Annotated in this window: 16 protein-coding genes; 6 read left to right on the forward strand and 10 right to left on the reverse strand. The window is 74.1% G+C overall.

Features of this window, described 5'->3' with window-relative positions:
- From secA to mtrA, 7 genes are all read right to left on the reverse strand, one after another.
- A partial coding sequence (gene secA / locus Y09_RS16545; protein WP_053918968.1) for a preprotein translocase subunit SecA occupies positions 1–2,644 on the reverse strand: 2,644 nt, incomplete at its 3' end.
- 164 nt (positions 2,645–2,808) lie between these two features.
- Complete coding sequence (locus Y09_RS16550) at positions 2,809–4,062, reverse strand: winged helix-turn-helix domain-containing protein (RefSeq protein WP_053918969.1); 1,254 nt, start codon at positions 4,060–4,062, stop codon at positions 2,809–2,811.
- A gap of 157 nt (positions 4,063–4,219) precedes the next feature.
- A complete protein-coding gene (gene hpf / locus Y09_RS16555) occupies positions 4,220–4,888 on the reverse strand; it encodes a ribosome hibernation-promoting factor, HPF/YfiA family (protein WP_053918970.1) in 669 nt (222 codons plus the stop codon).
- A 185-nt stretch (positions 4,889–5,073) separates the two neighbouring features.
- Entirely contained in the window at positions 5,074–5,952 is an 879-nt protein-coding gene (locus Y09_RS16560) for a phosphoribosyltransferase family protein (protein ID WP_053918971.1), read from the reverse strand.
- A gap of 185 nt (positions 5,953–6,137) precedes the next feature.
- Positions 6,138–7,841 carry an LpqB family beta-propeller domain-containing protein gene (locus tag Y09_RS16565; protein ID WP_053918972.1) on the reverse strand — a complete coding sequence of 568 codons (1,704 nt, stop codon included), beginning with the start codon at positions 7,839–7,841 and terminating at the stop codon, positions 6,138–6,140.
- Positions 7,838–9,616, reverse strand: a complete 1,779-nt coding sequence (gene mtrB / locus Y09_RS16570; RefSeq protein ID WP_053918973.1) for an MtrAB system histidine kinase MtrB — start codon at positions 9,614–9,616, stop codon at positions 7,838–7,840. The genes Y09_RS16565 and mtrB overlap by 4 nt, the downstream gene beginning before the upstream one ends.
- A 16-nt stretch (positions 9,617–9,632) precedes the next feature.
- Positions 9,633–10,328: an MtrAB system response regulator MtrA gene (mtrA, locus tag Y09_RS16575; protein WP_148639709.1), complete on the reverse strand. Its 696-nt coding sequence runs from the start codon at positions 10,326–10,328 to the stop codon at positions 9,633–9,635.
- 249 nt (positions 10,329–10,577) lie between these two features.
- Here mtrA and Y09_RS16580 point away from each other — a divergent pair, with 249 nt between their 5' ends.
- The 5 genes from Y09_RS16580 to Y09_RS16600 are packed head-to-tail and all read left to right on the forward strand — an operon-like array spanning position 10,578 to position 15,999.
- Entirely contained in the window at positions 10,578–11,744 is a 1,167-nt protein-coding gene (locus Y09_RS16580) for a glycerophosphodiester phosphodiesterase (protein ID WP_053918975.1), read from the forward strand.
- Entirely contained in the window at positions 11,741–12,394 is a 654-nt protein-coding gene (locus Y09_RS16585; RefSeq protein WP_053918976.1) for a DUF4129 domain-containing protein, read from the forward strand. The genes Y09_RS16580 and Y09_RS16585 overlap by 4 nt, the downstream gene beginning before the upstream one ends.
- Complete coding sequence (locus tag Y09_RS16590; protein ID WP_053918977.1) at positions 12,391–13,623, forward strand: DUF4350 domain-containing protein; 1,233 nt, start codon at positions 12,391–12,393, stop codon at positions 13,621–13,623. Before Y09_RS16585 ends, Y09_RS16590 begins: the two co-directional genes overlap by 4 nt.
- Positions 13,620–14,693: a MoxR family ATPase gene (locus tag Y09_RS16595; RefSeq protein WP_053918978.1), complete on the forward strand. Its 1,074-nt coding sequence runs from the start codon at positions 13,620–13,622 to the stop codon at positions 14,691–14,693. Before Y09_RS16590 ends, Y09_RS16595 begins: the two co-directional genes overlap by 4 nt.
- 7 nt (positions 14,694–14,700) lie before the next feature.
- Positions 14,701–15,999, forward strand: a complete 1,299-nt coding sequence (locus tag Y09_RS16600) for a DUF58 domain-containing protein (protein ID WP_053918979.1) — start codon at positions 14,701–14,703, stop codon at positions 15,997–15,999.
- Positions 16,000–16,171: 172 nt separating this feature from the next.
- On the opposite strand, the gene Y09_RS16605 is transcribed toward Y09_RS16600, so the two are convergent.
- Entirely contained in the window at positions 16,172–16,813 is a 642-nt protein-coding gene (locus Y09_RS16605; protein ID WP_053918980.1) for a bifunctional 2-polyprenyl-6-hydroxyphenol methylase/3-demethylubiquinol 3-O-methyltransferase UbiG, read from the reverse strand.
- A gap of 167 nt (positions 16,814–16,980) precedes the next feature.
- On the reverse strand, positions 16,981–17,976 hold the full coding sequence (locus Y09_RS16610) for a stage II sporulation protein M (protein ID WP_053918981.1): 996 nt from the start codon (positions 17,974–17,976) through the stop codon (positions 16,981–16,983).
- 117 nt (positions 17,977–18,093) lie between these two features.
- Here Y09_RS16610 and Y09_RS16615 point away from each other — a divergent pair, with 117 nt between their 5' ends.
- Positions 18,094–18,945 (forward strand): RDD family protein, encoded by an 852-nt coding sequence (locus Y09_RS16615; RefSeq protein WP_053918982.1) that lies wholly within the window; start codon positions 18,094–18,096, stop codon positions 18,943–18,945.
- On the opposite strand, the gene Y09_RS16620 is transcribed toward Y09_RS16615, so the two are convergent.
- Entirely contained in the window at positions 18,946–20,652 is a 1,707-nt protein-coding gene (locus Y09_RS16620; protein ID WP_053918983.1) for a hypothetical protein, read from the reverse strand.
- Positions 20,653–20,792: the final 140 nt, after the last annotated feature.

The raw sequence follows: 20,792 nt of genomic DNA on the forward strand, positions 1-20,792 counted from the left end.
CGTCGGCGTCCTTCCCCTCCGTCGCCGTCGACGCAGGCTCCGCCCCGGCCTTCGCGCCGGCACCGGCCTCGACGGCGGCCGCAGCCTTGGCGCCGGTCCGGCGCAGCAGGTCCGAGACGGCCTGGGGGACGACGGGCTTGGCCTTCTCGACCTGGACCTCGAGGTTGTAGACGTAGCCGACCACGTCCTCCTTCACCCCGGCCATCATGTCGTTGAACATGAGGTGGCCCTCGCGCTCGTACTCGATGAGCGGGTCGCGCTGGGCCATGGCGCGCAGTCCGATGCCCTCCTTGAGGTAGTCCATCTCGTAGAGGTGCTCGCGCCAGCGACGGTCCATCACCGACAGCAGCACACGGCGCTGGAGCTGGTGCAGCCCCTCCTCGCCGAGCTCCTCCTCGCGCTTTTCGTAGGCGACCTTCGCATCGGCGAGGATCTCCTGCTTGAGCTCGCTCGCCTCGAGGTTCTCCTTGCCGCCCACCTCGTCGATGACGTCCTGCGGGGTGAGGGAGACGGGATAGACCGGACGCAGCGCGCCCCACAGCTCCTCGAGGTCGACGTCCTCGCCGGGCTTGCCGGCGGTGTGCGCGTCGACGGTGCCGCCGATGACCTCCTCGACGAAGCGCTCGATGTGCGCATCGAGCTCCTCGCCCTCGAGGATGCGCGCACGCTCCTCGTAGAACTTCCGCCGCTGCTTGGTCAGGACGTCGTCGTACTTCAGGACGTTCTTGCGGATCTCGGCGTTGCGGGACTCGATCGAGTTCTGCGCGCGCTGGATCGCACCGGAGACCATCCGCCCCGTCAGCGGGATCGACTCGTCCACCCCGCCGCGGGCAAGCAACGACTCGGCGGCGCCCGAGTTGAACAGGCGCATCAGGTCGTCCTGGAGGGAGAGGTAGAAGCGGGACTCCCCCGGGTCGCCCTGTCGGCCGGAGCGGCCGCGCAGCTGGTTGTCGATGCGGCGCGACTCGTGCCGCTCGGTGCCCAGCACGTACAGCCCGCCGAGCTCGACGACCTCGTCGTGCTGCTCGGCCACGGCCTGCTTCGCGCGCTCGATCTCCTCGTCCCAGGCGGCCTCGTAGGCCTCAGGGTCCTCCTCGGCGTCCAGGCCGCGCTTCTCGAGCTCGGCATGCGCCATGAACTCGACGTTGCCGCCGAGCATGATGTCGGTGCCGCGGCCGGCCATGTTGGTCGCGACGGTAACCGCGCCCTTGGCACCGGCCATCGCGACGATCGCCGCCTCGCCGGCGTGGTTCTTGGCGTTGAGCACCTCGTGGGCGACGCCCTGGGCGGTCAGCAGCTTCGAGAGGTACTCGGACTTCTCCACGCTGGTGGTGCCCACCAGGACCGGCTGACCCTTCTCGTGCCGCTCGACGATGTCCTCGACCACCGCGTCGAACTTCGCCTTCTCGGTGCGGTAGATGCGGTCGGCCTGGTCCACGCGCTGCATCGGGCGGTGCGTGGGGATCGGGACCACGCCGAGCTTGTAGGTGTTCATGAACTCGGCGGCCTCGGTCTCGGCCGTGCCGGTCATGCCCGAGAGCTTCTCGTAGAGCTTGAAGTAGTTCTGGAGGGTGATCGTGGCGAGGGTCTGGTTCTCCGCCTTGATCTTCACCCCCTCCTTCGCCTCGATGGCCTGGTGCATGCCCTCGTTGTAGCGGCGGCCGGCGAGGATGCGCCCGGTGTGCTCGTCGACGATCATCACCTCGCCGTTGAGGACCACGTAGTCCTTGTCGCGCTTGAACAGCTCCTTGGCCTTGATGGCGTTGTTCAGGAAGCCGATCAGCGGGGTGTTCAGCGACTCGTAGAGGTTGTCGATGCCGAGGTGGTCCTCGACCTCATCGATCCCCGACTCGAGCACGCCGACGGTGCGCTTCTTCTCGTCGACCTCGTAGTCGCGGTCGCGTCGCAGGTGGGTGACGACCTTCGCGAACTCGCTGAACCACTTGTTCGCGTCCCCGGAGCCGGGGCCGGAGATGATCAGCGGGGTGCGGGCCTCGTCGATGAGGATCGAGTCGACCTCGTCGACGATCGCGAAGAAGTGGCCGCGCTGGACCCGCTCCTCCGGGGAGAGGGTCATGTTGTCGCGCAGGTAGTCGAAGCCGAACTCGTTGTTCGTGCCGTAGGTGATGTCGGCGGCGTACTGCTCGCGGCGCTCCGCCGGGGTCATCCCGGACTTGATCACGCCGGTGGTCAGGCCCAGGGTGCGGAAGACGCGGCCCATCAGGTCGCTCTGGTAGCCGGCGAGGTAGTCGTTGACCGTCACGACGTGCACGCCCTTGCCGGCGAGCGCGTTGAGGTAGGCGGGGAGGGTCGCGACGAGGGTCTTGCCCTCACCGGTCTTCATCTCGGCGATGCGGCCGCGGTGCAGGGCGGCGCCGCCCATGATCTGCACGTCGTAGGGGCGCTGGCCGAGGGTGCGGTGCGCGGCCTCGCGCACGGCCGCGAACGCCTCGACCTGGATGTCGTCGAGGCTCTCGCCGTCCTCGAGGCGCTGCTTGAAGTGGTCGGTCTCGGCGCGCAGCTCGTCATCGCTGAGCTCCGAGAAGACGTCCTCCGCCTCGCCCACGCGCTTCGCGATGGATTCGAGCCTGCGGACCTCCCGGCCTTCGCCGGCGCGCAGGATCTTGTCGAAGAGGTTGGCCACTCGTGTGCTCCCGTGGATGGTGGGGACGTCCCCATGGACGGCTGATGCCCGACCCATCGTAAGCGTCGTCGCCCGTGGAGGAGAGCACCTGCGGGTCTCCTCACGCACCCGGGCAAGGTCGGGCGGGCCGCGGCGCGGGACCTGCACCGCTCCGCGCGGCGGGTTCAGCTCGCCGCGATCACGGCGGCGAGGGGGCGGGAGAGCTCCCCCGTCCCCTCCCCGGTGCGCACCTCGACGGCCTCGAGGCCCTGCCAGCGCGCGGCCCGGTCCAGCTCCTCGGCGAGCGCGGCGACGACGCGGTCCGTGCCGGGCCGCTGCCGGGCGGGCAGGCGCGGGAGCGGTTCGGCAAAGACGCCGCGCACCTCCAGCACCCCGCGCTCGCGGTCCGCGCGCAGGTCGGTGCGCGCCGGGATCACGTCCTGGAGCAGGAGGAGCAGGGAGTAGTAGCCGGTGGTGCGCTGCGGGGCGGGGGTGTAGATGCCGATGCGGTACTCGACGTCGAAGAGCTGCTCGAGCCGCGGCCGGTGGAAGACGATCGGATCGAAGGGGCTGACCAGGGCGGTCGTGCGCAGCGGGCTCGGGCCGGGCGCGTCGCGGTGGAGGAGCATGGTGCGGGCCCCTGCGGGGTGGGCGACCTCGACCTCGGTCAGCTCGCCGCGTGCGAGCAGCTCGTCGATCGCGGGCCGCACCTGGCCGATCCGGAGGCGGAAGTAGTCGGCGATCGCGCCCGGGTCGGAGACCCCGAGCGAGCGCGTGGCGAGAGCCGTCAGGCGGGCGACCGCCTCCGCCTCGGGGACGGGCGGCTCCTCGCGCGGGGGCGCCGGCGTGTAGAGCCGTTCGAACTGGGAGTTGCGGCCGACGCAGTCCAGCTCCCCGCTGCGGAAGAGGTACTCCACGGCCCACTGGCTGCGGGTGCGCCGCCATCCCCAGCCCTCGCCCCGTTCGGTGTCGCCGAGGTGGCGGGAGAGGGCGGCCGCGCTCGCGGGGCCGATCTCGGCGAGCGCCTCTCGGACCTGGGGGAGCAGGTGCGGGGAGGTGGTGGCGATCTCGCGGATCACACCCCAGTCCCGCTCGGAGGTGGCGCGGCGGCGGAAGTCCAGCAGGGAGTGGACCTCCTCGGTCGTGAACGCGGCCTCGTGGGCGAGGGTCTCGCGGACCAGGCGGGAGCGTCCGGGCCGGGAAGCGCGGTCGAGGGCCGCGGGGTCCCAGATCCCGGTGCGGGTGAAGACGGGCAGGTGATGGGCGCGGGCGAAAACGCTCACGGAGTCGATCTGCAGCAGATGGGTGCGCTCCAGGGTGCGGACGAGGGCGCGCCGGCTGCCGGCAGCCTGCGGCATCGTCGTCCGGCGCGCGCCGCCCATCCCCTGGGCGCGCAGCGCGATGCGGCGGGCCGCGCTCCAGCTCAGCGCATCGGCCACGGCGCGCTCCGTCCCCCGTGCCCCCGATGCGGCCCTCGGCCGCGCCGCACCCGCCTGCCCCCGCATCGCCCCGAGGGCAGAGGGTGTTGTCCCGGGCGGACGGACGGGCGGGAGGACATCTCGCGATGCCCTCCCGCCCTCTGGAGCAGGTCCCGGATCAGGACCCCTTCTGCTCCTCGTCGAGCTCGATCACGCCGTAGCTCCAGCCCTTGCGGCGGTAGACCACCTTGGGGTTGCCGGACTCGGCGTCGACGAACAGGAAGAAGTCGTGGCCGACGAGCTCCATGTGGTAGAGCGCGTCGTCGACGCTCATGGGCTTGGCGGTGTGCTTCTTCTCACGGATGATCACGGGGCTGCCGGCCTCGGCCAGGTCGGCCTCGCGGGTCTCGCCGGGCTCGGGGGCCTCGGTGCTCTCGGCGGCCGGTTCCTCGGCCGGTCGCAGCGACTCGGGCATCTCCTGGTCCGCGGCCATGGTGCGCAGGCTCGCGCCGGTCCCCTGGTGGGCGCGGTCGCGTCCGCGGCGATGGTCCTTGCGCCGGTCACGGGCGCGACGGAGTCGTTCGAGGAGCTTGCCGTAGGCGATGTCGAGCGCGCCGTAGAGGTCGTCGGCACGGGCCTCGGAGCGGATCACCGCGCCGTTCTCGTGCACGGTGAGCTCGACCCGGTCGCTGAGCTCGGCCTGACGGGGGTTCTTCTCCTGCGAGACCTCCACGTCGACGCGGAGCGCCGCGGGAGCGAACTGGGTGACCTTGTCGAGCTTCTCGGTGAGATGACGGCGGAAACGATCCGGGACGTCCATGTGACGTCCGACGACATTGATCTCCATGAGTGGTTTCTCCTCCTGTCCGGGTGCGGCCGCTCGGAGCCCGGCCGCGATGGCTCTTGGTCGGGGTGCGCACCTCCTGATCGAGGACTGCTCGCCCATGTGTGGCGAGGAACACCAAGCATGCCACGTTTCCCTCGGTGTTTCCTGGCCATCCGTCCCGAGCTTCCCGTCCGTGCGCGTGCTGTTCACCCGGTTTCGTCCGCTTCGCCCGGCCCCGGGGCCGCTTCATCCGGTCCCGGGGGCGCGACGACCCCGGGCACCCGTGCGGAGGCGATCACGGCCGCGCCGAGCACCTCGATCCCCTCCGCGTCGAGCGCCTCGTGCATGCCGCGCAGCGTCGCGCCGGTCGTGACGACGTCGTCGACGACGATCACCGGGGCGTCCAGGGCGCGGGCGCGCCGCGCCTGCGCAGGGTCCAGGCGGATCCGCCGCAGCCTCCTGGCCCGGGCGCCACGTCCCTCCTGCGCGGTGGTCGGTGCGGCGCGCAGGAGGAGTGCGCGCCCGGCGCCCTCCCGATCGAGCGCCCGCACGAGCTCGGCGGTGTGGTCCTCCCCGCGGCGCAGCCGGGCCGCCGGCCGGGAGGGCACCGGGACGAGGAGGGGCTCGGCGACGCCTGATCCCTCCGCGAGCCGCCGCACCGCGGGGGCGAGTCCTGCGGCCAGCGCCCCGCACAGGTGCAGCATCCCGCCGTTCTTCCAGGCGAGCACGAGCCTCTGCAGGTCTCCCCCGTACTCGCCGAGCGCGAGCACGGGCAGGAGCGGACTGTGGTCCACGCCCGCGGGCAGGAGCAGCCCCTCCCGGCTCTGCTCCCGCACCCGGGCGGCGCTGAGCACCTGGAGCGCATCGCAGCAGGCGTCGACCCGCAGCGGCGAGGCCTGCAGCAGCGCCGCGCAGTCCGGGCAGAGCCGGGTCCCGTCCCGGCCGCAGGGGCAGCTGCGCGGCGCGACGAGGGAGCAGGTCTGCGCGGCGACCTCCGCGAGCAGGGCGAGCGCTCGCTCGCCGCGCCCCGTCTCCGGGGCAGGCTGCGCCCGATGGGTGGCGCGCTGTCGTGCTCGGCTGTGCATGGCCCGATCCCAGCCGAAGGGCCGGGGCTGCGCCAGCGACGGCGTCGCGCGGTGGACGCGGACGCGCTGGGGAGGAACGGTCGACGGCGTCGCCAGGCACGGCGAGCGCAGCGGCTCGGCAGCCGGACGGGCGGCTCCGCCTCCGCGGGCGGGGCCTGAGAACAGGAGCAGGGTCGCGGCCGGGCTCAGTAGAACCCGGGGTCGCGTCCGGTCACCTCGACGTTGCGCCAGCCCTCGCCGTCGGTGCGTCGCAGGTTCCCCTCCGCGTCGGCGGCCCAGACCGTCTCGGCCACCACGGAGCCCGTGAGCCGGACGGTGTCCGAAGGCGGGGACGGCAGCGGCTCGATGTCGCCGGAGAGGTCGAGCAGCTGGGCGCGCAGCTGACCGTCGCCGGGATCGGTCCCGAGCACCGCGACGATGCCCTCGTCGTACCAGCTGACCTGCCGCACGTCGGCGAGGAAGGTGCGCACCAGGATCGGCTCGGTGAGGGCGGAGGGGGTGCCCTCAGCGTCCCTCACCACGGCGCACAGCTCGAGCCTGCCGTCCCCCGCCTCGTCGGAGAGCACAAGCATCCGGGTGTCGTCCGGGGCGACGTCCAGGGCGCGCACCTCGCGCTCCGCGAGCCAGGGCGCATCGACCTTCGCGTCGTGCTCGGCGCCCCGTCCGGAGAGGGCCAGCAGCGCGCCCGCGCTCGAGCCGACGGAGCTCCACACCCATCCGGCGCCGTCGATCCGGGGCGGGACGAAGCCCGTGCCGGTCGCGGCCTCCCGCAGCGGGACCGAGCCGTCGGTCGAGGCGATCAGCACCTGCGCCCCGTCGAGGCTGCGGGCGGCGGCGAGCACGCCGTCCTGGGCGATCGCCGGGCTGGCGATCTCGAGAGGGGCGAGGTCCGGGACGAGCTGCGGCGGCGGGTCCGCACTGCTGGGATCGGCCAGGGAGATCACGCCGGTGGCGCCGGCGGCGATCGGGCGGTGCCCCGGCAGCGCCCGCTCCACGCGGCCGTCCTCCTCGAGCGACAGCTCCCGCCCGTCCTGCACGAGCCGCACCACGGAGAGGCTGCGCAGCGAGCGCAGCGAGGACTCCAGCTGGGACAGGGCCAGACGTCGTGACTCCTCGGCGAGGCCCGTGATCGCCGGAGGCACCTCGACCTGGGCGGTGCCGTCGGCGCCGCTCTCCACCTCGGCGTCCGGGATGCCGGAGCCGCGGGGGATCTGGCTGCCCACCGCCCCCTCGAGGAAGCCCGCCGGTCCTGCGACGAGGCCTTCGAGCACCGCCGCGGCACCGCGGCGCAGCGGCAGCCAGCGGTGGTCGGGCACGAGGTGCTGCTCCCGTGCGTCGAGGAAGTACAGCCGCGCCGGGGAGTAGAGGGTCTCGAAGGCCGCCTCGGAGAGGAAGATCCCGTCGGGCACCTCGCTGAGGCGCCACTGGTCCTCGACCTCCTCCACCGCGACGGCGAGCTCCTGCGGGGTGGGGCCGGCGAGCGCGCTGCGCACTCCGCGGGCGTCGACCACGGCGACCGCGTGCAGGCCGAGCACCAGGCGCCCCTCGCTCTCCTCGCGCACCTGCAGCTCCTGGCTGCCGGAGTAGATGGTGATCCGGGCCTCGGGGTCCCAGCCGGCGCTCGCCTCCTCGGTGAGATAGGCGCGGGCGACGGCGAAGTCGTCCTCGGAGCCGACGCCGGCCTGGACGAAGCCCGCGAGGACCTCCTGGGCGGTCGCGCCGTCGGCCGGGGGCAGGGCGCGCACGTAGGGCGCTCCGGGATGAGAGCTGCCGGTCAGGGTGCGACTGTCGATCCCGGAGTCGACAGGGATGCGGGCGCAGCCTGCGCCGAGGCCCAGCAGGGCGGCGGCGCCGAGGGCGTGCAGCACGGTGCGGCGGTCGGGTCTCATCGCGCTCCTGCGTCCTTCTCCTCGGCCGCGGCGTCCTCGGCCGGTCCCTCTCCCTCGGGGTGCCGGGCCGCGGCGTCCTCGCCGGCGGAATGGTCGAGGTCGGTGGTGTCGAGATCGGGCAGCAGGTCGGGGCCGATGCGGATCTCGCCGGTCGGCGTCGGGGAGACGGCGGCGTCGGCGAGGGCGCGGTCGAAGGGCCGCTCCAGCCGCAGCGGGGAGCGGACCAGCTCGGTGCCGGGGCGGCGCGGGAGCGTGAGCCGGAAGACCGCGCCCTCGCCCTCCTGTCCCCAGGCCTGCAGCCAGCCGCCGTGCAGGTGCGCGTCGGAGGCGGAGATCGACAGGCCGAGCCCCGTCCCGCCGAGGGTGCGGGCGCGGGAGGGGTCCGCGCGCCAGAACCGGTCGAAGACGCGACGGGCGTCCTCCGGGGAGATGCCGTGGCCGAAGTCCTGCACCACCACGGCGACGGCGTCCTCGTCGCCCGCGGTCTGGACCAGCACCGGGCTGCCCGCGCCGTGCTCGATCGCGTTGGTCAGCAGGTTCCGCAGGATCCGGTCCACCCGCCTCGCGTCGACGACCGCGGTGGAGGCTCCCTCGCCGAGGCGCACGTCCAGCAGGCAGCCGCGTGCCCCGGCGAGCGGGCGCACGTCCTCGACCGCACGCATGACCAGCGCATCCATGTCCTCGCGCAGGGCCTCGAGCTGCGCCGCGCCCGCATCGAAGCGGGAGATCTCCAGCAGGTCCGCCAGCAGCACCTCGAAGCGCTGCACCTGCGCGGCCAGCAGCTCGGTGGTGCGCTGCAGCTCCCCGGGCAGCTCCTGGCGGCGCGAGTCCAGCACCGAGGAGGCCATCCGGATCGTGGTCAGCGGAGTGCGCAGCTCGTGGGAGACGTCGGAGACGAAGCGCTGCTGGACGCGGGAGAGCTCGGTGAGGTCGTCGACCTTCTGCTCGAGGCTGCGGGCCATGTCGTTGAAGGACTCCCCCACCCGGGCGAGCTCGTCGGCGCCCGCGACCTCGACACGGCTGGTGAGGTCCCCGGCGGCCATCCGCTCGGCGGCGTGCGCGGCGCGCTTGAGCGGGGTGGTGACCATGCGCGCGATGGCGATCGCGATGCCGAGGATGAGGCTCAGCAGCACGAGCCCTCCGCCGAGGATCACCCGCTGGACGAAGGCGAGGGTCTCCTGCTCCTCCTGGAAGGAGTAGATGAGGTACAGGTCGTAGGAGCCCGCGCCGGGCACCACCACCCTGGTGCCCACGAGCAGCGCGGGCTCGGTGCGTCCCGTCTCGTCCTCCCTCCCGATCGAGCGCCAGGAGACGGCGTCGGGCTGCGCGGCGACGGCGGCCGCGAACTCGTCGTCGACCTCGTCGAAGAGGGTCCGGTCGGAGGAGGCGACCGGGAAGACGGTCCCCGTCGTCTCCACGGGCACGAGCGCGACCTCGCGGCGGTCGCCGCCGCCCTGCCCGCCCGTGGACTGCACGAACGCGCTGACCGCGTCCTGCTGCTGGGTGCTGGTCGCGCCGGAGAGCTGGGCGAGGGACTCCCCCAGCTCGTCGCGCACCTCGACCGTCTCCTCGAGGACCCGGTCGCGGCGCTGCTCGTAGAGCCCGTCGGCGATGACGGTGGAGAGATAGGCGCCGACGGCCAGCAGCGCCAGCGTCGACAGCAGCGTGGTCACCAGCACGACCCGCAGCGCGAGGGACCAGCTGCGCGGGTCCGCGGCCTGCCGGAGACGGTCGCGCCGGGGCGCCGGGGGTCGGCCCCCCTCCGGAGCGCTCACCGCGGCGCGGGCACGCTCAGGACCCGCTCCCCGCGCGGTAGCCGACCCCGCGCACGGTCACCACGATCGAGGGGTTCTCCGGGTCCTGCTCGATCTTCGAGCGCAGCCGCTGCACGTGCACGTTGACCAGGCGCGTGTCGGCGCTGTGGCGGTATCCCCACACGTCGCGCAGCAGCACGTCGCGGGTGAAGACCTGCCAGGGCTTGCGGGCCAGCTGGGTGAGGAGGTCGAACTCGAGCGGGGTGAGGGAGATCAGCTCCCCGTCCCGGCGCACCTCGTGGCCGTCGACGTCGATCGTGAGGTCGCCGACGGTCAGCTGCTCGGTGGTGGGCGGCTCGACGCGGCGCACCCGCGCCTTGATCCGCGCCACCAGCTCCTCGGGCTCGAAGGGCTTGGTGAGATAGTCGTCGGCGCCCGCCTCGAGCCCCTCGACCACGTCGGCGGTGTCGGTGCGGGCGGTGAGCATGATGATCGGGACCCCCGAATCGCGCCGGATCCGACGGCACACCTCGATGCCGTCCATTCCGGGGAGCATGAGGTCCAGCAGCACGAGGTCGGGGCGCAGACGCGGGAACGCCTCCAGGGCGGAGGCGCCGTCGGGCGAGGTCGCGACCTCGAAGCCCTTGCCGCGCAGGACGATCCCGACCATCTCGGCGATCGCCTGATCGTCGTCGACCACGAGGATCCGTGAAGGCGTCGTCATGGGGGTCATTGTGCCACCGGACGGGGCCGACGCCGGGGAGCCCGGCCGCCGGGGTGTCCGGGCGGTAGCCTCGCGAGCGCCCCGAGCACCGCACCCCGCCCCACGACGCCCGGTGCCACGACGCCCGGTCGCCGGAAGACGCCGGGGTGTCGACGTTCGTCGTATCGGCGGCGGGACCACCACTCCGTAGGGTCGGCTCCAGCAGTCCTGCTCGACCCGCTGCGACGGGGACGAGCACAAGCCGATGGAGGAGCACCGATGAGCAGTCCGTGGACCGCCCCCGGGGCGGAGGTCCCGAGCGAGCCGACAGGCCCGGGAGGCTCCGGCGGCCCTGCCAGCTGGGGGCAGCCGGCCCCCTCCGCGCCCGACGGTCCCGCAGGGCCGGGAGGGCCGGCCCCGACGGGCGCGCCGCAGCGCGAGCTGGTGCAGTCCGTGCCGCTGTTCCCGCTGCGGCCGCTGGGGCTCGGCGAGATCCTCGGTGCGGCCGTGCGGATCTATCGCCTGCGCACCCGTGCGGTGCTCGGCGTCTCCGCCGCGGTGTACGGGGTCGCCTTCGTGCTCATCACCCTGTCGACCGGGGCGGGGATGATACCGATGATCGGCGACATGCAGGCCGCGATGCAGGACCCCACCGGCTCGAGCGAGGTCCCCTTCACCGGCACCGTCGGCGACATCGTCCTGACCGTGGTCACCAGCGTGATCACGGGCCTCGTCACAATGGTCGCGACTGCCCTGGTCACGGTCCCCCTGACCCGCCTCGCGCTCGGCGAGGCGACCGGCACGCCGCTCCCGACCTCCGAGATGTGGGCGACGATGCGGCGCCGGGGCCTGCCCGCCCTCGGCGTCAGCCTGCTCATCGCGCTGATGTCGACGATCCTGTTCACGGTGCCCTTCGCGCTCGGGCTGGCGCCGATCCTGATCGTGCAGGAACCGGGCTGGCTGACGATCCTCCCGATCCTGCTCGGCACGGTCGTGGGCCTGCTGGCGATGCTGTGGCTGTGGGCGCGGACCGTGCTGGCGATCCCGGCGCTGGCCCTCGAGGAGACGGGCGTGCTCGGCGCGATCCGCCGCGGCTTCGCGCTCACCCGCGGCAGGCGCCTGTGGCGGGTGCTCGGCATCGCGGTGCTGCTGTACGTGCTGTACATGGTCGTCCTGTACACCGTCTCGGGGGTGTTCAGCATGGTCGCCGGCATCGCGTATTTTGCGATCCTGCTGGTCAGCGCCTGGGAGGCGGTGGTTCTGGGCGTGGCTCTGCTGACCATCCTCTCGATGCTCGGCACGTATCTGGCGACCTTCCTCCTGGCTCCGTTCCTCTCCGCCGGGTACACCGCGCTGTACGCCGATGTGCGGATGCGCGACGAGGCCTGGGACGTGGAGCTCACCCGCCGGGCCCGTGACGCCTGGGCGGCGGACGAGGCCCGATGATCCCGGCCGCGCCGCGGCTCGGCCCCGACGAGGCGCGCGAGCGGATCCTCGAGGAGCTCGCGAAGGACGAGTACGACGACTCCCCCGGCTTCGTCGCCTGGCTGCTCGGCGCGATCGAGGACTGGCTGGCGCGCATGGTCGACGGCGTCGACGGGTCCTCGGCCACGCAGACCGTGATCGCGGTGGTGCTGGCGCTGGTCCTCGCCGCGGTCGTGGTGCTGGTGCTGCGGCGCACCGGCCTGCTCCGCCGCAGCCCCGCCCTCGCCGTCGACGCGGCGCTCGACGCCGAGCCGGTGCTCAGCGGGGAGGAGCTGCGCGGCGCCGCACGCGACGCGATCGACGCGGGACGCACCGACGACGGGACCGTGCTCGCGCTGCGCGCGCTGGTGCGCGACCTCGAGGAGCGCACCCTGCTGGACGTCGCGACCGGCATGACCGCCCACGAGGCCGCGACCCGTGCTGCGCTCACCTTCCCCGACCTGCGGGGCCGGCTCCAGCGAGGGGCGGACGCCTTCGACACGGCCGCCTACTCGGTGCGGAGCGTCGGGGTGAAGCTGGCCGAGGACATGCTGCGCCTGGCCGAGTACATCGCCGAGACGTCCCCCGACCTCTCCGCGCTCGAGCAGGCCGAGACAGGGGCCCGCGCATGAGGGCCCCCGCACCGACCGGGCCCGCCGCGGCCCGCGGCACGGCGGGGACGGACGCCGCCCCGCCGGGACCGGGCGCTCCCCTCGGCGCCGCGCAGGAGCGGCGACGCCCCTGGCTCGTCGCCGCCGTCGTCCTCGCGGTGATCGCCGCGGTCCTCGTCTCCGTGGCGCGGGGCCTGTACCGCGACGGCCCGCTCGAGCCCGACGCCCCCACCGGCCAGGGGGCGAAGTCCGTCGTCCAGGTGCTCGGCGACCTCGGCGTCGAGGTCGAGACGAGGCGGCACTCGGCCGACGCCGCCGAGGACCTCCGAGCGGGCGGGACCGTGCTGCTGACCGCGCCGAAGAGCCTCAGCGGCGAGCAGCTCACGATGCTCGCGGAGGCGCGCGAGGAGGGCGGGGGCCGGCTGGTCGTGCTCCGGCCCGACTTCGTCGCCCTCTCGTATCTCGCCTCCGGCATCATCCCCACCGGTGCTCTTCGCGAGCAGACGCGGGTCGAGGCCGGCGCGGCCTGCGGGGACCTGTCCCACGGCGCCCGCGTGCTCGAGGTGCCCGATGCGGAGGACGCCCTGGACGGGCCCGCCTCCCTCTACTCCGCGAGCGGCGCCGGGACCTCGACGTGCTTCGGGACGGAGAGCGGCGCGCTCGTCGCCGAGTCCGACGGGGTCCTCGTGCTCGGCAGCCCGGACCTGCTCACCAACGACGGCGTGGGCCGGGCCGACAACTCCGCGCTCGCGCTCAACGCCCTGTCCGCCTCCGAGGAGCTGACCTGGTACGTGCCCTCGGCGACGGATCCCCAGGGGACCTCCTCGCCGTCCCTCGTCGACCACCTGCCCGGGTGGATCGGTCCGGTCGCGGCCTGGCTCGTGCTGGCCGCGGTGCTGGCGCTGATCGCGCTGGGCCGACGCCCCGGCCCCGTGGTGGTCGAGCCGCTGCCGGTGACCGTGCGCCCCCAGGAGCTGGTGCTCGGCCGCGCACGGCTCCTGCAGCAGGCCTCGGCCCGCGACGCGGCCGCCGCCGCCCTGCGCGCCGCCGCCGCGACCCGCCTCGCCGACCGGCTCGGGCTGCGCCACGAGTCCGCGCTCGACGGGCTCCTGGCGGCGCTGGCCCCGCACGTCGAGGAGTCCCCCGAGCAGCTGCGTGCGCTCCTCGGCCCCGCCCCCGTCGCCACCGACCGCGACCTCGTGCGCCTCGCCCACGACCTCGACCGTCTCGAGAAGGAGATCGACCGATGACCGACCCCGTCCCGCCGCGGCCCGACGCCCCCGGCGCCGGCGCGCCCCAGCCCTCCCCCGCCCCGCAGGGCGGCGGCCTGCCCGATGCGTCGGCCGTCGCCCCGTCGACCCCCGCGGTCGACGTCGACACCCGTGCGCAGCTGCAGGGGCTCGCCGCCGAGATCCACAAGGGAGTCGTCGGCCAGGACGCGGCGATCACCAGCCTCGTCGTCGCCCTGCTGTGCCGCGGGCACGTACTGCTCGAGGGCGTGCCGGGGGTCGCGAAGACCCTGCTGGTGCGCTCCCTCGCGGAGGCGCTCGAGGTGCGGATGCGCCGCGTGCAGTTCACCCCGGACATGATGCCCGGAGACATCACCGGCTCCCTCGTCTACGACAACTCCACCAGCGACCTCGTCTTCCGCGAGGGCCCGGTGTTCACGAACCTGCTGCTGGCCGACGAGATCAACCGCACGCCCCCGAAGACGCAGTCCGCGCTGCTGGAGGCGATGGAGGAGCGGCAGGTGACGATCGACGGGGCGAGCCGCCCCCTGCCCGATCCCTTCCTCGTCGTCGCCACGCAGAACCCGATCGAGTTCGACGGCACCTACACCCTGCCCGAGGCGCAGCTGGACCGCTTCCTGCTCAAGGCGGTGATGCCGCTGCCGGAGCGGGAGGTCGAGGTGGACGTGCTGCGCCGCCACGCCGACGGCTTCGACACCACCGATCTCGCCGCCATGGGCCTGCGCGCCGTCGTGGACGTCCCCTCCCTGCACCGCGCCCAGCAGGACGTCGCCCGCGTCGCCGCGGAGGATCCCGTCGTGCAGTACATCGTGGACGTGTGCCGGGCGACGCGCCGCTCCCCCAGCTTCACCCTCGGCGTCTCCCCGCGCGGCGCGATCGCGCTGCTGCGCACCGCCCGCGCCTGGGCGTACCTCTCGGGCCGGGACTTCATCACCCCCGACGACGTGAAGGCCATGGCCCCGGCGACGCTCTCGCACCGGGTGCGGCTGACCACCGAGGCCGAGCTGGAGGGCACCCAGGTCGAGGCCGTGCTCGCCGCGACTCTCGCCTCCGTGCCGGTCCCCCGCTGAGCGCCCCATGAGGATCTCGTTCACCCCGCGCGCGGCCCTGGCCGCGCTGCTCGCGCTGCCCGTGATCGTGCTGTGGCCGCTGTGGTGGGTGGTCCTGATCCTGCTCGCGCTGTGGGCGCTCGTGGTCCTCGCCGATGCGCTGGCCGCCCCGGCCCCGCAGCGGATCCGGGTGCGTCGCGAGGCGCCGGCGCAGGTGCGTCTGGGCGGCACCGTCCCCGGGCGCCTGCTGCTGACGAACACCACCGCGCGCCGCGCACGGCTCGAGGTGCGCGACGCCTGGAACCCGACCGCGGGCCTCGCCTCCCAGCACAGCCGCCTCGACCTGCCCGGCCAGGAGCGGCGCGCGATCGCCCAGTCCTTCACCCCCACGAGGCGCGGGGAGCACAGCTCCCGGCAGCTGCTGATCGGCTCGCTCGGCCCGCTGGGCCTCGCCCGCCGCAGCGCCCGCGTCCCGGCGCCCGGACGGATGCTGGCCCTGCACCCCTTCGGCTCCCGCAGGCACCTCCCCTCCCGCGTGCAGCGGCTGCGGGAGATCGAGGGGCTCGCCGCGATCCACCAGCGCGGACAGGGCACCGAGTTCGACTCCCTGCGCGACTTCGTGGACGGCGACGACGTCCGCTCGATCGACTGGCGGGCGACCGCGCGCCGGCGCAGCGTCGTGGTGCGCACCTGGCGGCCCGAGCGGGACCGTCACGTGCTGATCGTGGTGGACACCTCCCGCACCTCCGCCGGACGGCTCGGCGAGGCGACGAGGCTGGATTCCGCCTTCGACGCGGCGCTGCTGCTGACGGCGCTGGCCGGGCAGGCCGGGGACCGGGTGGACCTGCTGTGCGTGGACCGGATCCCGCACGTCTCGGTGCTCGGCTCCACCCGCACCAAGGTGCTCCACGACATGGTCGCCGCGACCGCGGCCGTGGAGCCGGCGCTGGTGGAGACGGACTGGGAGCGCGCCGCGGCCGCGATCGAGTCCCGCACCCGCCGCGGATCCCTCGTCGTGCTGATCACGCCGGTGGAGGCGCAGGTGCTCCATTCCGGGCTGCTGCCGGTCGCGGCGCGCCTGGCCAAGGACCACCCCCTGGTGCTCGCCTCGGTCGCCGATCCCGCGCTCGAGGAGCTCGCCGGAGGGCGCGGCGATCTCGAGACCGTGTACCGGGCCGCCGCCGCGGAGCGCGCCCGCTCCGAGCGCGCCGGGGTCTCCCATGCCCTCGAGCGCGTCGGCGCGCACGTCGTCGACGCCCCGCCGGACCGGGCCCCGCAGGCCCTGGCCGACGCGTATCTCGCGCTCAAGGCCGCCGGCCGACTCTGATCCGGCCAGCATCGCGTTCCAGGGGCCACTTCGCCCTCACCCTCACCAGGAGGATGGTCAGCCACGGCCGCTGGGCGTACTAGTACGCCTATATCGTCGTACTGGTACGCCCAGCGCCACTACGTGGCCATGCCGCTGCCGTGTGAGAACAGGATCGGGCGGGGTGAGCCGCTCAGACCGTCCCGGCGATGTGCCGCGGCTCGCGGACGATCAGCCGGTAGGTGTGCCAGTGCTTGGGTCCGGCGAAGGAGCGCCCGTCGTGCTCCTCCTCGTCGAGCGCGAGCACCTCGAGCCCGGTGAGCAGCTCCACGAGATCCGCTCTGGTCAGGAAGGTGCCGTCCGTCCCCGCCCAGTCGTCCCGGTCGCCGAAGAGGTCCACCGCCAGGACGCCGTGCGGCCTCAGCGCAGAGCGCACGGCTCCCCACAGCTGCGGGAACGCCGCCCGGGGCACGAAGGACAGCGTCGCGCAGGACAGCACGAGGTCCGCAGGAGGGATCGGGAACGGGACGGCGAGGTCCGTCGTGGTGTGGATGATGTCCAGCGTCCGTGCCATGCAGGCCATCCCCGCCTCGACTCTGACGTCCGCGTCGAAGGTGTGCACGCGAAAGCCGCTGTCGGCGAGATGGCGGGCCTGGATTCCGGCGCCGCTGCCGAGCTCGACCGCGACGAGCCGGTCATCGGGCGTCGTCCGAAGTGATCGCCCGCGCTCCTCGAGCACGAGCTGCGCGGCGCGCACTGCAAGAGGCCGCACCGGCCGGCCCTCCTGGGCCTCGTTGTAGGCCGCGAAGTCACGGTCGGCGCTGCGCTGCTGCATCCCCCGAGGCTAGAGGACGTGCCGTCTCGCCCCGTCGCGCGCGGCCACGAGGCCCGAGCGGCGGTGGCCGGCGCACGGCCACGAGGCCGCACCATCGGTGCTCGGCCCCCAGCCCTGTCCGCCGTCGCAGGGCTCGGCCCTCAGGCGGCGATCACCGGGCTCGGCGCTCAGGCGGCGGTGGCGACGCGGGAGCCGACGAGCTCCTCGGAGAGGTCGCCGGTGATCCCGGCACGATGCGCCTGGCGGCCCCGCACGAGCATGTACGCGAGGAACGCCAGCCAGGCCGCGGCGCCGACCGCGATCCGCAGCGCCGGCGGCAGGGAGCTCGGCGTCACGAACGCCTCGATGAACCCGGCGACCAGCAGCACGGGCACCAGCCCGATCGCGACGGTGACCAGGGAGCGGGCGGCGTGGGAGAGCGCCCACAGTCGCGGCAGCGGGCCGGGGCGCACCCAGGCCCAGAAGGTGCGCAGCCCCGCACCGGCGCCGACCACGATCGCGGTGATCTCCAGCAGGCCGTGCGGGAGGATGAACACGAAGAAGGTGTCCAGTCCCCCGTAGGCGCCCAGCACCCCCGCGGACAGGCCGACGTTCAGCCCGTTCTGCAGCAGCATGTAGACCGGCCAGAACCCGGTCACCCCCAGCACCACGGACTGCACCGCGATCCACGCGTTGTTCGTCCACACCCGGGCGGCGAAGCCCGAGGCCTCGCCCTCGAAGTAGTAGGCGACGAAGTCCCGCTGCGCGAGGGCGCGCTGCTGCGCCTCCGGCACCACGAGCTCGCGCGCGGTCGCGTCCAGGCCGAAGTACAGCCCGGAGACGAGGGAGGAGAGCAGGAAGATCGAGGCCGCGAGCGCGACCGTCCAGCGGGCCTGGAACAGCGCCGAGGGGAGGTCCTCCCAGAAGAAGGTGCGCGCGTGCTTCCACAGCGGGATCCGCGCCCCGGTGATCCGCAGCCGGGCGCGGTGGACCAGGAGGGAGAGCCGGGAGATCAGCGCGGGATCCGGCACGGTGGAGCGGACCGTGGAGAGGTGGGTGGAGACCTCCTGGTAGAGCGCGAGCAGCTCGTCGATGCCGCCCGCATCGAGGGTGCGGGCGCGGGTGAGCTCCTCGAGACGGTCCCACTGCGGCCGGTGCACGGCGATGAAGGCGTCGGTGTCCACGCAGACAGGGTAGGCGGCGCCCTCTCCCGTCCACGGCCGACGAAAGTCGGGGTCGGCCCGGCCGGAAGCCGACGCTCGACGCTGACGGCACCTCCTCGCTCCTGCCAGGATGGGGCCATGGCACTTTCGGGCACTGCGGCGGCCGTCTCCCCCTCGAGCCGCCGCGACGCGCTGATCACCGGCGATGCGGTCCTGCTCGACCTGCGCACCGCCTCGTTCGCGACCCGCATCGTCTCCGCCGTGATCGACGGGGTGCTGCAGCTGGCGCTGCTGATCGGGGGGATCCTGTCGGTCGCATGGTTCGCGGACCGCGCCGCCCTGGACGACGGCTTCCTCGCCGCCGGCATCCTGCTCGCCTCGGTGCTGGCCTATGTCGGCTATCCGGTGCTCAGCGAGCTGCTGCTGCGGGGCCGCTCCGTGGGGCGGCTGGTGATGGGCACGCGGGTGGTGCGCGACGACGGCGGCCCGGTGCACGTGCGCCAGAGCATGCTGCGCGCGGTGATGGCGATGTTCGAGATCTGGTCGACCACCGGCGCCGTGGCGCTGGTCTGCTCCGTGATCGACCGCCGCTCGCGCCGGATCGGGGACCTGCTGGCCGGGACGATGGTGATCCAGGAGCGCATGCGCACGCATCCCCCGCAGCGCATCGAGGTCCCGCTCTCGCTGCGCGACTGGGCGCAGGCGGCCGACGTGGGCCGGCTCCCGCTGCCGCTGCTGCAGGACATCCGCGCCTTGCTGCCCCGGGCCGGGCAGATCAACGCCGAGTCCCGCCATCAGCTCTCGCGGGACCTGCTGCGCCGCACGCTGCCGCATGTCGCTCCCGCCCCGCCGCCGGGCACGCCGCCGGAGGAGTTCCTCGCCGCGGTGCTCGCCGAGCGCTCACGACGGGACGAGATGCGGCTGCGCAGGGCGCAGGAGCGCCAGCAGGAGCTGGCCGCCGAGGTGCGGGCGGTGCCCTTCTCGGCCTGATCAGTCGGCCGACGGCGCCTCGGCGCGGCCGGCGATCAGCACCGGGATCCCGCCCTCGACCGCGTGGACGCGCCCGCAGTCCGTGCACTGGAGGGCGGCGTCGACGTCGTGCAGCTCCCCGCCGCAGTCCGGGCAGCGCAGCGCCGCACGCACCCAGCCGGGCACGTCCGCGCCGCTCGCCCCGGCCGGCAGCTGCCCGGAAGCGACCTCGGGAGCGGTCGCGGGAACAGCAGCGGGGACTGTCTCCGGGGTCGGCTCGGCAGCGGCCGGCTCGGGAGTCGACTCGGCGGCGTCCGTCACACCGAGCACGAGCGTCCGGATCTGGTCCAGCACCTGCTCCATCGTCGCCCGCTCCTGCGCCTCGACGTTCAGGCGCAGCAGCGACTCGGTCTGCGAGGAGCGCAGCGAGAGCCACCAGCGCTCGTCCGGGGCGAGGTGCTCGTCCCAGTGGTGCACGGAGAGCCCGTCGAGCTCGTCGATCCGCGCGGCGGGCAGCGACTCGGCGTGGGCGCGCACCCGGGCGGTGGCCGCGACCGCGTCGTCGACGGGGAAGTTGTGCTCGCCGCTGCCGGCGTACGGGGAGTGCTCGGCCACCAGCGCGGAGGCGGTGCCGTCGGTCTCCGCGAGCGCGGCGAGGACGTGCAGCGCGGCGAGCATGCCGGAGTCGGCGAAGAAGAAGTCGCGGAAGTAGTAGTGGGCGGAGTGCTCCACCCCGGCCACCGCGTCCTGCTCGGCCATGATCCGCTTGATGCCGGCGTGGCCCACGGGGGTCAGCAGCATCTCGCCGCCCGCCGCCGCGATGACCTCGTGCACGTGGCGGGAGGCGACCGCGTTGACGGCCACGCGGGGCCGCTCCTCCCCCGCGGCGCGGGCGCGGGCGATCTCGCGCGAGGCGATCAGCGCCCCGATCGCCGAGGGCGGGACCGGGGTGCCGGTCTCGTCCAGCACGACGCAGCGGTCCGCGTCGCCGTCGAAGGCGAGGCCGAGGTCCGCGCCCTCGCGGCGCACCGCCTCCTGCAGGTCGCGGAGGTTCTCGGGCCGCAGCGGGTCGGCCGGGTGGTGGGGGAAGGTGCCGTCGAGGCCGAAGTGCAGCTCGATCAGCTCCACCTGCTCGAGCGGGCCGAGCACGGCGGGGGCGGTGAGGCCGGCCATCGCGTCGGCCGCGTCGACCACCACGCGCAGTCGCCGGCCCGCGGGCAGGTCGACCAGGCCGCGGAGGGTGCGGGCGTAGTCCTCGAGGGTGTCGATCCGCTCGGAGCGGCCCTCGCCGCGCACGGGGATCTCCCCGGCGGCGAGATACGCCTCGGCGCCCCGGCGCACGTCCTCGAGCCCCGAGTCCCGGCCGACGGGACGCGCGCCGGGCAGGCACAGCTTCATCCCGTTGTCGCGGGCGGGGTTGTGGGAGGCGGTGATCATGAGCCCCGCCGCGCGGTGCAGGCCGGAGGCGCAGTACAGCTGGTCGGTGGAGGACAGGCCGGCGTCGGCGACGATCGCGCCGCGGCGCACGGCGCCCTCGATCACGGCGCGGGACAGCTCCGGGGAGCTCAGGCGCATGTCGTGGGCGACGATCAGCTCGGGCTCGGCCAGGACGTCCGCGAAGGCGGCGCCGAGCGCGCGGGCGATCTCGGCCGTGAGCTGCTCGCCGGCGACGCCGCGGATGTCGTTCGCCTTGACGATGGCGGACAGGTCGTGGGTCGTCTCAGTCATCGCTGTTCCTGATCACGTGGAGGTGGCGGTCGCGCTCGGTAGGACGGCCGGCGGGGCGGCCGCCGGCGTCGCGGGGGCCGTGGCCTCCTGCGCGCGAGGTGCCGCGGGGTGCGCCGTCGGGGGCGCCCGGGCCGGCGGTG

Origin of the sequence: Brachybacterium sp. SW0106-09, from assembly GCF_001293905.1 — a bacterium.
GTDB classification, from domain to species: Bacteria; Actinomycetota; Actinomycetes; order Actinomycetales; family Dermabacteraceae; genus Brachybacterium; species Brachybacterium conglomeratum.